Source organism: Rahnella sp. PD4 (assembly GCF_049199325.1).
In the GTDB taxonomy this organism is placed as follows: Bacteria; Pseudomonadota; Gammaproteobacteria; order Enterobacterales; family Enterobacteriaceae; genus Rahnella; species Rahnella perminowiae.
In genome coordinates, this window is sequence record NZ_JBLZQF010000006.1 from 155,173 (window position 1) to 168,602 (window position 13,430).

At 53.1% G+C, this 13,430-nt stretch carries 10 protein-coding genes; 8 read left to right on the plus strand and 2 right to left on the minus strand.

Translation table 11 applies throughout. The annotated features are described in order from the left end of the window. Positions 1 to 68 precede the first annotated feature (68 nt). A complete protein-coding gene (locus tag ACOZIO_RS16390; protein ID WP_235173691.1) occupies positions 69 to 992 on the plus strand; it encodes a heparin lyase I family protein in 924 nt (307 codons plus the stop codon). Positions 993 to 1,057: 65 nt separating this feature from the next. On the opposite strand, the gene rlmG is transcribed toward ACOZIO_RS16390, so the two are convergent. Further along, positions 1,058 to 2,209, minus strand: a complete 1,152-nt coding sequence (rlmG, locus tag ACOZIO_RS16395; protein WP_129954415.1) for a 23S rRNA (guanine(1835)-N(2))-methyltransferase RlmG — start codon at positions 2,207 to 2,209, stop codon at positions 1,058 to 1,060. 171 nt (positions 2,210 to 2,380) lie between these two features. Here rlmG and ACOZIO_RS16400 point away from each other — a divergent pair, with 171 nt between their 5' ends. From ACOZIO_RS16400 to ACOZIO_RS16415, 4 genes are all read left to right on the plus strand, one after another. Further along, positions 2,381 to 2,887, plus strand: coding sequence for a M48 family metallopeptidase (locus ACOZIO_RS16400; RefSeq protein ID WP_129954413.1), 507 nt, complete (start codon positions 2,381 to 2,383; stop codon positions 2,885 to 2,887). A gap of 32 nt (positions 2,888 to 2,919) precedes the next feature. Beyond that, positions 2,920 to 3,906, plus strand: a complete 987-nt coding sequence (locus ACOZIO_RS16405; RefSeq protein WP_129991623.1) for a Gfo/Idh/MocA family protein — start codon at positions 2,920 to 2,922, stop codon at positions 3,904 to 3,906. Positions 3,907 to 3,932: 26 nt separating this feature from the next. Then, positions 3,933 to 4,679, plus strand: coding sequence for a glutamine amidotransferase (locus tag ACOZIO_RS16410; RefSeq protein WP_421595504.1), 747 nt, complete (start codon positions 3,933 to 3,935; stop codon positions 4,677 to 4,679). Positions 4,680 to 5,086: 407 nt separating this feature from the next. After that, on the plus strand, positions 5,087 to 6,061 hold the full coding sequence (locus tag ACOZIO_RS16415) for a TerC family protein (RefSeq protein ID WP_276320340.1): 975 nt from the start codon (positions 5,087 to 5,089) through the stop codon (positions 6,059 to 6,061). 77 nt (positions 6,062 to 6,138) lie between these two features. On the opposite strand, the gene mgtA is transcribed toward ACOZIO_RS16415, so the two are convergent. Then, positions 6,139 to 8,841 carry a magnesium-translocating P-type ATPase gene (gene mgtA / locus ACOZIO_RS16420; RefSeq protein ID WP_129954407.1) on the minus strand — a complete coding sequence of 901 codons (2,703 nt, stop codon included), beginning with the start codon at positions 8,839 to 8,841 and terminating at the stop codon, positions 6,139 to 6,141. A gap of 344 nt (positions 8,842 to 9,185) precedes the next feature. On the opposite strand from mgtA, the gene treR reads away from it, so the two are divergent. The 3 genes from treR (at position 9,186) to treC (ending at position 13,354) form a co-directional block, all read left to right on the plus strand. Beyond that, positions 9,186 to 10,142: a trehalose operon repressor TreR gene (gene treR / locus ACOZIO_RS16425; RefSeq protein WP_217233386.1), complete on the plus strand. Its 957-nt coding sequence runs from the start codon at positions 9,186 to 9,188 to the stop codon at positions 10,140 to 10,142. Positions 10,143 to 10,269: 127 nt separating this feature from the next. Continuing rightward, positions 10,270 to 11,688, plus strand: a complete 1,419-nt coding sequence (gene treB, locus ACOZIO_RS16430) for a PTS trehalose transporter subunit IIBC (RefSeq protein ID WP_129954403.1) — start codon at positions 10,270 to 10,272, stop codon at positions 11,686 to 11,688. A 22-nt stretch (positions 11,689 to 11,710) separates the two neighbouring features. Further along, positions 11,711 to 13,354 carry an alpha,alpha-phosphotrehalase gene (gene treC / locus ACOZIO_RS16435; protein ID WP_129991626.1) on the plus strand — a complete coding sequence of 548 codons (1,644 nt, stop codon included), beginning with the start codon at positions 11,711 to 11,713 and terminating at the stop codon, positions 13,352 to 13,354. Positions 13,355 to 13,430: the final 76 nt, after the last annotated feature.

Consider the following 13,430-nt stretch of genomic DNA (forward strand, 5'->3'; position numbering starts at 1 on the left):
GGGAAGACAAGGATGCCATCAATTTTATTCACCAGTTGAATGATTGTATTTATCAAAGGATATAGAACATGCCTTCCGACCTCACTCTACATACGCAACAACACTTATGCTCTACTGATACACCCATTTCTGTTGAAAATATTAATCTTCAGGGAAATATTTTAGAGGTCCCTCGTGATATAACACTCATCCAGAATATATGTTTTGGTTCTTCACCTCATGTCAATATGTCCTCTCTTTCTCGTCATGGTACAGGCAGAACGCTTGAAAGGATACAGAGTTCATTTTCCAGTCAGTATCATCTGAGGCAATTTGATATCAGTATTGACACCCCAAATTATTCACATCATGGAAGTTCAAACAAGACAATCAGACAAAATGCGTTACAATCAGGTTTCATTTCCCAGGAACATGAGAAAAATAACACCGTAATTAAATTTCACCTCCCGGCCCAGACAGGTAATTTCCGCACGGAACTTGCCCATCATAATAAATTAGGCATGCATGTAGATTCATCTTATAGCTTTAAAATGAAAGTGGGACAGGCCGCCAACGATGTGATTTTCTTTCAGGTCCGCGAACCTGGCGGCCTCATGAAGACCATGGGGAAAGATCGCCCTCCCATATCCCTTCATTTGATCGAGGGTAAAAAGATAAAGATCGTCGTAAATTCTATCTATGGACAACAAACAAACAAGATAATCGCTACTCTGGCCTGTCCTGATGCCTGGAACCAATTTCAAATAAAAATAACGTGGGATAAAAGAAAGCCTTTTATTGAACTATTGATCAATGGGAAAAATATGTTTTCAACTTCCTGCGCATTTGGTTCCCCTACATCTGAAAAACATTATTCTAAGTTTGGAGTTTACATCCCTAATCAGAAAAAAGTCGAGGGCATAAAATCAACATCTATATATTTTGACAACGTCCGTGAGGTTCATCGTAAATATATTCCCAGCCAGACAGGAAAACACAGACATCATTATTAAGTTATTACGAACAGTGTAGTCTCTGAGCCGCCCGCCGGAACCATGTCGGAGCCGGCGGGCGCATGTCAGTGATGCGACGCCGTTTTCACAGAACGCAAAATCACGAATTTCTGGTTGGTGGCGATCGTCGTGCAGTTGCCGAACAGACGACGTAACTTCTGGTAGTAATCCAGATGGCGGTTGCCGACGATACGCAGTTCGCCGCCGGTTTGCAGGCAACGCTTGGCATCGCAGAACATGCGCCAGGCGGTGTCATCGCTGATGACCGTGCCCTGATGGAACGGCGGGTTACACAGCACGGCGTGCAGCGTTTCACGTTCGACACCGGCCAGCATGTTATTTACTTCGAAATGGCAGCGGCTGACATCCTGCGGCAGGTTGTTTTCGACGTTAATACGGCTCGATTCCACCGCCATATAGGATTCATCGACGAACAGCATTTCCGCATCGGGATTCAGCGCCAGTGCGGTCATGCCGATCACGCCGTTACCACACCCCAGGTCCGCCATGCGCCCCTGGATGCCTTCCGGCAGATGCTGCATGAAGAAACGCGCGCCAATATCCAGACCGCCGCGTGAGAACACGTTGGCATGGTTGGAAATACGGAACTCGCTGTCATCCAGCGCCCATTCAGAAATCACCGGCTCAGCGGTTTGCGCAGGCAAAGTGGCTTCACAATGGATCAGACGGGCTTTTTTCCACGCCAGACTGGTTTTGGTAGGACCGAGAATTTTCTCGAACAACTGCAACGTTGACGTATGAATGTCGCGGGCTTTCGCGCCGGCGATAATCTGCGTGCCCGGCGTCACGACTTCACGCAGCGCCAGCAATTGTTGTTCCAGCAGTGCCAGGGTTTTTGGCACTTTGATGACGACCAGACCCGGGTTGATCGGCAACGGCACCAGACTGCTTTGCGTTGCCACACTGTCTTCGTCAAAACCGTTAATGCGCAGATTATGGCGCATCGCCAGCTGGCTCATAAAGGAATCGTTGATACTGGTCGGATTGTGCGGCTGCAATGCGCAGGCCAGAGTGCCAAAAGCATCGTTGAAAATTAGCAGCGGACGGCCGTTGAGCGCATCAGTATTCAGGTTTTGCAGCAAATATTCATCGGCCGCTTCCCATGCCTGTAACTGCGTTGCCGCTTCTTCCAGCGGATAACGTTCCAGACGCAGTTGCAGTAACTGACCACCGGTTTCGGTTTCAAATTGGCTCATTGGCCCTCCTCATATTCAATTTGCGCTGTTTATCCCTTAATTTGGTCTATCAGTAAAACGTTTTTTCAGTTAAAAAGGGGTTTAATGGCCGGATGCGTGTGATCGTTGCAAAAACAACGCTGGCCGGTACGGCAACTTTTCCCCCGGTAATAAGAGATAAAGCAAACAGTTATGCCTGAATTGACCTATCTTCAAGGCTATCCGGAGTCGCTTCAGGCTCAGGTGCGTCAGTTAATCGACCAGGAACGTTTAGGTAAAGTCTTGCTGACGCGATATCCGGAACCGCACGAGCTGACCACCGACAAATCGCTCTATCAGTATACGCTGGACCTGAAAAACCAGTTTTTGCGCAGTTCATCGCCGTTAAGCAAAGTGGCTTACGACAATAAAATTCATGTGATGAAGCACGCACTGGGGCTGCATACCGCGATATCCCGTATTCAGGGCGGCAAGCTGAAAGCCAAAGCGGAAATCCGTGTAGCGACAGTGTTTAAAAGCGCGCCGGAAGCATTTCTGAAAATGATCGTGGTGCATGAACTCGCGCACCTGAAAGAAAAAGAACACAACAAAGCGTTCTACAGCCTGTGCTGTCATATGACGCCTGACTATCATCAGTTAGAGTTCGACACGCGCATGTACCTGACGCATCTGGAAGTTTTCGGTAAGTTATACACCTAAATGAGATCTCAACTTATCTATACGGAATATATATGATTCGTTTTGCGGTTGTTGGTACCAACTGGATCACCCAGCGTTTTATTGATGCCGCACACGAGAGCGGTAAGATGAAGTTAACCGCGATTTATTCCCGCACGCTGGAAGGCGCTAAAAAGCTTGGCGAGGATTATCCGGTTGAGCATTATTTTGATTCCCTTGAAGAAATGGCAGTATCCGATCTGATTGATGCGGTGTATATCGCCAGTCCGAATTCCCTGCACTACCCGCAGTCTCTGTTGTTCCTCAGCCACAAAAAGCATGTGATTTGCGAAAAGCCGCTGGCGTCCAATCTGCGCGAAGCCGAAAGCCTGATCGCCTGTGCGAAAGAGAACAACGTGGTGCTGTTCGAAGCCTTTAAAACTGCCTATCTGCCCAACTTTCTGCATATGAAAGGTGCGCTGAACCGTATCGGTAAACTGCGTAAAGCCATTCTGAATTACTGCCAGTATTCCTCACGTTATCCGCGTTATCTGGCCGGTGAAAACCCGAATACCTTTAACCCGGCGTTTTCCAATGGCTCGATCATGGATATCGGTTATTACTGTCTGGCGAGTGCCATTTCATTGTTTGGCGAACCGGAATCGGTGAAAGCCACGGCGACCTTGCTGGAAAGCGGCGTTGATGGTCAGGGAACGGTCATCCTGTCATATGCTGATGATTTCGAAGTGGTGATCCACCATTCCAAAATCAGCGATTCCCATTTGCCGAGTGAGATCCAGGGCGAAGACGGTACGTTGCAGATGGAAAAACTGTCTGAATGCCAGACGCTCAGCCTGACGCCACGCGGCAGCCAGAAGCTGGATCTGACCCAACCGCAGCACATCAACACCATGTTGTATGAGGCAGAAACGTTTGCGATTCTGGTCGACAGCCAGTTTGTCGCGCATCCGGGGCTGGAAGTCTCGCGTATCACCGCCAAAGTGCTGACGGAAATCCGCCGTCAGACCGGCGTGGTGTTCCCGGCCGATACCCAGCCTTAATGTTCAGTCATAATCGGGAGTAACAGATGATTGCACCCAGTCAGAAACCTCTGCTGATTTTGCAGACCGGCCACGCGCCGGAACCTATCCGACGTGCGCACGATAACTTTCCGCAGATGTTTATCCGTCAGGGCGATATTGACGCACAGCAGGTTGTGATTGTGGACTTACAGGCAGGTGAACGTCCGCTGCCGCCGGAAAACTATTGCGGGGCGATCATTACCGGTTCACGCAGCATGGTGACCGAGCATCTGGCATGGAGCGAAGAAGCGGCGGATTGGGTACGGCTGGGGATGTTGCAGGAATTACCGATGTTCGGTGCCTGCTACGGCCATCAGCTGATGGCATACGCGCTGGGCGGCGAGGTGGATTACCATCCGCAAGGCATTGAAGTCGGTACCCATGAGGTGACGCTGACGCCGGACGGGCATCTTGATCCGCTGGTATCGCAGCTTCCGGCGCAGTTCGCCACAAATCTTATCCACCTGCAAACCGTCATAACCCCGCCCGCGACGGCGAAGGTGCTGGCAAAAACGCTGCACGATCCGCATCAGATCCTGCGCTATGGCCCGAACGCCATCAGCACGCAGTTTCACCCTGAATTCAGTCTGGCGGTCATGAAGACATATTTGTCCTGGCTGGGTTCCATTGCCGAAGATGATCATGTCGATTTTGCGCATCAGGCTCAGCAACTTAGCGAAACACCGCTCAGCCGCAGCCTGCTGCTTTCCTTTGTCGGCGCACTCGGTAAACGTCAGGCACTGGCGGGTTAATAGTCTAAAATGTTTCTGAATATTTGACATCTGACACATTTTGCATTAATTTGCGAACTGCAAAGGGGAGTAACTTCTTCGCCGGATAATCGTCATTACGGTGCCTGGATCCGCGCTTAAGCGCCATCTCAGCCACCCGGTTACCGGGACAACCCACTAATTAATGTTTACCCGAATAATTCGAGTTGCAGGTAGGCGGTAAGCGAACGAATCCCGATGAGCTGACACAGGTCAGTGATTCGGGTGAGCGAACGCAGCCAACAACCCTGCGGCTCGAAGGATGAAGGGGAAACGGGTTGTAAGTGAGACCTTGCCGGAAGGCGAGGTTGCTCACAGCTCAAAAAATGAGCGGCTAACGTCTTCTGACGCTGGCCGTTTTTTTTTGATGTTTTTTCGAGGATGACGCAATGATGAACTCCGTAGGCAACCCGATGTTGTGGGGCTCTTTTGCCGTGGTAGTGATAATTATGCTCGCTTTCGACCTGCTGTTACAGGGTCGCAAAGGCGCGCAAACCATGAGTATGAAAAGCGCCGCGCTGTGGTCGCTGGTGTGGATAGGCCTGTCGTTGCTGTTCAATTTCGGCTTCTGGTGGTACCTCAACGGCGAGTTTGGTCGCGAGGTGGCCGACGCCAAGGCCACGATGTTCCTGACCGGTTATCTGCTGGAAAAAGCACTGGCGGTGGATAACGTCTTCGTCTGGCTGATCCTGTTCAGCTACTTCTCCATTCCGGCCAACCTGCAACGCCGCGTACTGGTGTACGGTGTGCTCGGCGCTATCGTCCTGCGTACCGGCATGATTTTCGCCGGAAGCTGGCTGGTGGGGCAATTTAGCTGGATTTTGTACGTGTTTGGCGCGTTCCTGCTGTTCACCGGGATCAAGATGGCGCTGGCGAAAGAAGACGACGGTGAGGTTGGTGAGAAACCGATGATCCGCTGGCTGCGCAGCAAAATGCGCATGACCGACGAGTTGCAGGGTGAGAAATTCTTCGTGCGCCGTAACGGTATTCTGTTCGCCACCCCGCTGTTGCTGGTGCTGATCATGGTCGAACTGAGCGACGTCATTTTCGCGGTCGACAGCATCCCGGCGATTTTCGCGGTGACCACCGACCCGTTCATCGTGCTGACCTCTAACCTGTTCGCGATCCTCGGTCTGCGTGCGATGTACTTCCTGCTGGCAGGCGTGGCAGAACGTTTCTCAATGCTGAAATACGGTCTGGCAGTGATCCTGATTTTCATCGGTATCAAGATGCTGCTGCTCGACGTGTTCCACATTCCGGTGGGTATTTCACTGGGCGTGATCGCGTCGATTCTGATCATCACCTTGCTGATTAACACCTGGGTGAACCGTCGTAACGATCGCAAGAACAATGCACAGTCGTAAAATTTCAAACTGATTAATGCAAAGCGCGGCCGCTTCACCGGTCGCGCTTTTTAGCATTCAGGATAGAATTTTAAAGATTACTGCCAGCCGTAACGGCGCACGAACCAGCCTTTCACGCACTGAGTCAGCACCATGTAGCCTGCCAGAATCGCGATCAGCCACGGGAAGTAGCTCAGCGGCAGTGCCTGCAATTGCAGGAATCCGGCCACCGGTGAGTAGATCAGTGCAATACCCGTGATCACCACCATCAGCGTCATGATGCACAGCGGCCAGGACGCACGGCTCTGAATGAACGGCACTTTACGTGTACGGATCATATGTACGATCAGCGTCTGCGACAGCAATCCTTCAATGAACCAGCCGGACTGGAACAACGTCTGCGCTTCAACAGTATTGGCTTTAAACACCCACCACATCAGGCTGAAGGTCAGGATATCGAATACGGAACTGATCGGCCCGAAGAACACCATAAAACGGCCGATATCTCCGGCATTCCAGCGCTGCGGTTTCGCCAGTTGTTCTTCATCGACGTTATCAAACGGGATCGCCACCTGAGACACATCGTAAATCAGGTTCTGAATGAGCAGATGCAGCGGCAGCATCGGCAGGAACGGCAGGAAGGCGCTGGCGACTAACACGCTGAATACGTTACCGAAGTTGGAACTGGCGGTCATTTTAATGTATTTCAACATGTTGGCGAACGTTCTGCGCCCTTCCGTCACGCCCTGCTCCAGCACCATCAGGCTTTTTTCCAGCAAAATGATATCAGCCGCCTCTTTGGCGATATCCACCGCCGAATCCACGGAAATACCGATATCCGCCGCACGCAGCGCCGGAGCATCGTTAATGCCGTCGCCCATAAATCCGACCACATGCCCTTCATCGCGCAGAACGCGCACAATGCGTTCTTTGTGCATTGGCGTCAGTTTGGCAAACACCGTGGTTTCCCGGGCCACATGCAGAAGCTGCACATCATCAAGCGCGTCAATGTCACTGCCGATGACCACTTTATCAGCCTGTAATCCGACATCCTTGCAAACTTTACGCGCCACCAGCGGATTATCGCCGGTGAGGATTTTCACCGTCACGCCTTTGCGTTGCAGTGCGTCCAGCGCGGGCGCGGTGCTCTCTTTTGGCGGATCGAGGAATGCGATGTAACCGGCCAGAATCAGGCTGGACTCATCGGTCACGCCATAGCCCTGCGTACGCGATGGCATCACTTTATGCGCCACCGCCACCACGCGCAGGCCCTGCTGATTGAGATCGTCAGTGATACGGCGGATGCGCGCCAGCAACACATCGGTCAGCGGCACAATCTCACCGTTGAGCTGCACCAGCGTACAAATCGACAGCATTTCTTCCAGTGCGCCTTTGCAGATCAGGCGATGATTCTGGTCATTTTCTGCGACGACAACAGACATCCGCCGGCGATCGAAATCGAACGGGATCTCATCCACTTTCAGTGAACTATGCCCCGGATGCGGATCGCCCGCATCCAGCACCGCCACATCCAGCAAGTTTTTCAAACCGGTCTGGTAATGGCTGTTCAGCCATGCCAGATGCAGTACCTCGTCACTGGTCACGCCGAGCACGTCAGTGTGGCGCTCGAGCACGATTTTATCCTGCGTCAGCGTGCCGGTTTTATCGGTGCAAAGGATATCCATTGCACCGAAGTTCTGGATCGCATCCAGGCGTTTGACGATCACTTTCTGGCGTGACAGTTTTACCGCGCCTTTCGCCAGCGTTGATGTGACAATCATCGGCAGCATTTCTGGCGTCAGCCCGACCGCCACCGAGAGCGCAAACAGTGCGGCTTCCCACCAGTCACCTTTGGTGTAGCCGTTGATCAGCAGCACTACTGGCGTCATCACCATCATAAAGCGGATCAGCAGCCAGCTGACTTTGCTAATCCCCGCCTGAAATGCGTTCGGTTGTGTATCTTCCTGCACCACGCGTTCGGCAAGCTGACCGAACCAGGTTTTGCCGCCGGTGGCGATCACCATCGCAATCGCGGTGCCACTCACCACGTTGGTGCCCATAAAGCACAGGGTGCTCAGTTCAAGCGGATCAGAGGCAATCGGTTTTTTCTCACAGGCATGTTTTTCCACCGGCAGGGATTCCCCGGTGAGCGCCGCCTGGCTGATAAACAAATCCTTAGCAGACAGAATACGCAGATCAGCCGGGATCATATCGCCCGCAGAAAGCTTGATCAGATCCCCCGGCACCAGCTGGCTGATCGGGATCTCCACCGTTTCGTGCCGTCCGGTTTGCGCGTCACTGCGCAGCACGGTCGCGGTGTTGCTGACCATTGCTTTCAGCGCATCGGCGGCTTTATTGGAACGCGCTTCCTGGATGAAATGCATGAAAGTAGAAATAAACACCATCGCACCAATCACCAGCGCTGCCGTTAAATCGTCGGTGGCGTAAGATACCAGACCGAGTACGGTCAGCAGCAGGTTGAACGGATTGCGGTAGCAATGCCACAGATGCAGCCACCACGGCGACGGTTGCTGATCGCCGGTCTGATTCAGGCCGGAAACTTCGCGGATCGCATCGGCTTCGTGCGCAGTCAGCCCTTCCGGATGGCTGGCAAATTGCAGATACAACTGGTCTTCGGTAGCGCGGGCACAGGCCTGACAATGCGCAGACATAGCAGCAGGGATCGCCTGCGCCGCGCGGACAGACACGTTTTCCAGCATCGGATCGCGGCGGACTAAACGGCGCGGTAAATTACGGCTGAGCGCAGTGAACAGCCGGGAAGTGAAATTTTTGAACATCATTCGCACCTTTGTTGCGCCCACGGCGAAGCCGCCATGAGCATGGCAAAAGGGTTATTAAAAACAGGGCGAACGAAAAAACGTGCGCCACTGCCTGCCAGGTAAAGTCACGGCAAGCAGCAGCAAAAATGCGGGTGCTTACCGGATCACAACGGACCTACAGAATTGGGGTCAGGTTCCATGGGTTTTCACCTCCGGTAAGGAACGGTTTGGAAATTCATACGCATCGGGTATAAAAATCCGTTAGGGTAACGTCACGGGATGACGCGCACATCATCTCCGGCGAGCGCAGTATACGCCGGTTAACTACAACCAAATTTAAACCTGACCTTTATTCACCTTAAAACATGACCCAGCAAAATCGCCTGACCATTAATGATATTGCCCGCCTGAGCGGCGTCGGAAAATCCACGGTTTCCCGCGTTTTAAATAACGAAGGCAACGTCAGCCCGCAAACCCGTGAACGCGTATTACAGGTGATTGAGCAACAGCACTTCAGCCCGTCGAAATCAGCGCGGGCAATGCGCGGCTTCAGCGATAAAATTGTGGCAATCATCGTGTCGCGCCTCGATTCCCCTTCGGAAAACCTGGCAGTACGTGCCATGTTGCCGCTGTTTTATCAGCAGGGATTCGACCCGATTGTGCTGGAAAGTCAGTTCAGCGCAGAGCGCGTTAAAGAGCATTTGCAGGTACTGAAACAGCGCAATATCGACGGCGTGGTGCTGTTTGGTTTTACCGGACTTTCAGCACAAATGCTGATGCCATGGCAGGACAAAATGGTGATGCTGGCGCGCGAAGTACCGGGGCTGTCTTCGGTGTGTTATGACGATGCGGGCGCGGTGCAGCTGCTGATGCAAAAGTTGCTGGCGCAGAACATCCGGAAGATTGGCTTTATCGGTGTTTCGCCACAAGATACCACCACCGGTCAGCGTCGCAGCGCGGCCTTCCGGGCTTTCTGTAAAGAGCACGGCCTGACACCGCACATTGCACTGGGCGCACTGACTTATCAGAGCGGCTTCGATCTGATCCCCCAGTTGCTGGAAAATGACATTCAGGCAGTGGTATGCGCGTCCGACACCATCGCCATCGGCGCACAAAAATACCTGCAACAACAGCAAATCCGTGGCGTACAGGTGTGCGGGATAGGTAACAACCCTTTGCTGCATTTCCTCTTCCCTGAATCGTATTCCGTGGAACTCGGCTATGGCGCGGGCGGTGAAGCGGCGGCAAAACAATTGCTGGCGCAGCTCAGCGATGGCGCACATGTGCGGCAGCTGATTATCCCCGGAAAGCTCGCTTTCTGATCCGACGTTATACAGAAACTTTGTGATCGTCCCGGCAAAACCGGGAACGTTCCCAGACAAATTCCCACCGCCTTCGCTATGCTTGAACCGTACCCTACACACTCACGCAAAACACAGGCCACTTCCCATGAGCAAAGTTAAGCAACAGGATGTTGATCAGCTGATCGCCCTCGTTGGCGGCAGCGACAATATCGCGATGGTGACGCATTGCATTACACGTCTTCGTTTTGTCCTCAATGATCCGTCTAAAGCCGATCCGAAAGGCCTCGAAGCCCTGCCAATGGTTAAAGGCTGCTTCACCAATGCCGGGCAGTTCCAGGTGGTGATCGGGCCGGAAGTGGACGATTACTATAAAGTCCTGCTCGCCAGTACCGGTAAAAGTCAGGCAGGTAAAGAGCAGGCAAAAATCGCCGCCCGCCAGAACATGAGCTGGTTCGAACGCAGTATTTCTCACTTCGCCGAAATTTTCTTCCCGCTGTTGCCCGCGCTAATCAGTGGCGGTCTGATCCTCGGTTTCCGCAACGTTATCGGTGAAATTCCGATAAGCGACGGCCAGACGCTGGCGCAGATGCACCCGCTGTGGCAATCCATTTACGACTTCCTGTGGCTGCTTGGCGAAGCCGTGTTTATGTTCCTGCCGGTGGCGGTTTGCTGGTCGACGGTCAGAAAAATGGGCGGCACCGAGATCCTCGGCATCGTGCTCGGCATCACGCTGGTATCACCGCAACTGATGAACTCCTATAACCTCGGCCAGCAGATCCCTGATGTATGGAATTTTGGCTGGTTCACCATCGAAAAAGTCGGTTATCAGGCGCAGGTTATTCCTTCCGTTCTCGCAGGCATGGCGTTAGCCATCATCGAAAGTGGCCTGAAACGTATCGTGCCTAATTACCTGTACCTGGTGATTGTGCCGGTCAGCTCACTGCTGATTGCGGTATTCCTGGCGCACACGTTGATCGGGCCGTTTGGCCGCATGGTAGGTGACGGCGTGGCTTTCGCGGTGAAATTCATCATGACCGGCAGCCTTGCACCGATCGGTGCCGCGCTGTTTGGTTTCCTCTATGCACCGCTGGTGATCACCGGCGTGCATCAGACCACCCTCGCCATCGACATGCAGATGGTGCAAAACACCGGCGGAACCCCGGTATGGCCGCTGATCGCCCTGTCCAATATTGCACAGGCGGCCGCCGTGGTGGGCGTGATTATCGTCAGCCGCAAACATAATGAACGCGAGATTTCCGTGCCCGCAGCGATATCCGCCTTCCTCGGCGTGACCGAACCGGCCATGTACGGGATCAACCTGAAATACCGCTTCCCGATGCTCTGCGCGATGATTGGCTCAGCCGGTGCCGGTCTGATTTGCGGGCTGTTCCACGTTACGGCCAACGGTATCGGCGTCGGCGGCTTACCGGGCATTTTGTCTATCAAGCTGCAGTTCTGGAGTATTTACGCCATGGCGATGCTGGTGGCGATTGTGGTGCCGATTATCCTGACCGTGCTGGTTTACCAGCGTAAAGCCCGCCGTGGTGAACTGGCTGTGGTGTAAGACCTTCAAGAAGGAAAAAGGAATGAACAGCGAATTGCCGTGGTGGAAAAACGGCGTGATTTACCAGATTTACCCCAAGAGTTTTCAGGACACCACGGGCAGCGGTACCGGTGATATCAACGGCATCACACAGCGTCTGGATTACCTGAAAACGCTGGGCGTTGATGCCCTGTGGCTGACGCCGATGTATCTGTCACCCCAGATTGATAATGGTTACGACGTCGCCGACTATTGTGAGATTGACCCGGCTTACGGCACGCTGGAGGATTTCGAGCGGCTGACTGCACAGGCGCATCAGCGCGGGATCCGCATCGTGATGGATATGGTGTTTAATCACACCTCGACGCATCACGAATGGTTCCGGCAGTCGCAGGATCCGGGCAGCCCGTTCCGGCCTTTTTATATCTGGCGTGACGGTGCAGCCGAAGGCGGGCCGCCGAATAACTGGCGCTCCAAATTCGGTGGCGGTGCCTGGCAGTGGCATGAAACCAGCGGTCAGTATTATCTGCATCTGTTCGCGGCCGAGCAGGCGGATCTCAACTGGGAGTATCCGCCTGTTCGCGGGGCGCTCAAAAAAGTCTGCCAGTTCTGGGCAGATAAGGGCGTCGACGGGCTGCGGCTGGATGTCATCAATCTGGTGTCGAAACAGCAGGATTTCCCGTCCGATGACGCAGGCGATGGGCGGCGTTTTTACACCGACGGACCACGTATTCATGCATTCTTACAGGAGTTCAGCCGTGACGTATTTCAGCCACTCGGGCTGATGACGGTCGGCGAAATGTCTTCAACGAAGCTGGAACATTGCCGCCGCTACGCTGCCAATGACGGCAGTGAACTGTCGATGACCTTTAACTTCCATCATCTGAAAGTAGATTACCCGAACGGCGAAAAATGGACTGATGCGCCGCCTGATTTCGTACACCTCAAGCAGATTTTTCGCGAGTGGCAGCAAGGGATGCACGGGCACGCATGGAATGCGTTGTTCTGGTGTAATCACGATCAGCCGCGCATTGTGTCGCGTTTTGGTGATGAAGGTGCGCTGCGCAACACCTCGGCAAAAATGCTGGCGATGGTATTGCACGGCTTACAAGGCACGCCGTACATCTATCAGGGGGAGGAAATCGGCATGACCAATCCCGGCTTTAAACATCTTGAGCAATATCGCGATGTGGAAAGCCTGAATATGTTTGCTGAGCTGAAAACGGACGGACGCAATACTGAAGAATTGCTGCGCATCCTGGCACGGAAATCGCGGGATAACTCACGTACACCGATGCAGTGGACCGCCGGCGAACAGGCGGGATTTACCACCGGCACACCGTGGATTTCCGTCAGCCATAACGCGCAGAGTATTAATGCTGAGCAGGCACTGGCGGATAACGATTCCGTGTTTTATCTGTATCAGCAACTGATCCGATTGCGTAAATCACTGCCGGTGCTGACGGACGGCGATTATGAGGATTTACTGCCTGAACATCCGCAACTCTGGTGTTATACCCGCATGGCGAACGGAAAAACCCTGAGTGTGATGGCGAACCTGAGCGCACAGGAGCAGACGCTTGCGTTACCGGTATTTTGCGGCGAACAGGTGTTAAGTAATTACGCCACACCGGCGGTTTGCGGCGTACTTCGTCCCTACGAATGTCGCTGGCAACTCGCCGGATAATCTGAAATTTCTGTTCTGCCGGGTCAGTCACATTCGTGTCTGGCCCGTTTATTTTTAATGCATCTCCTTATAAAAC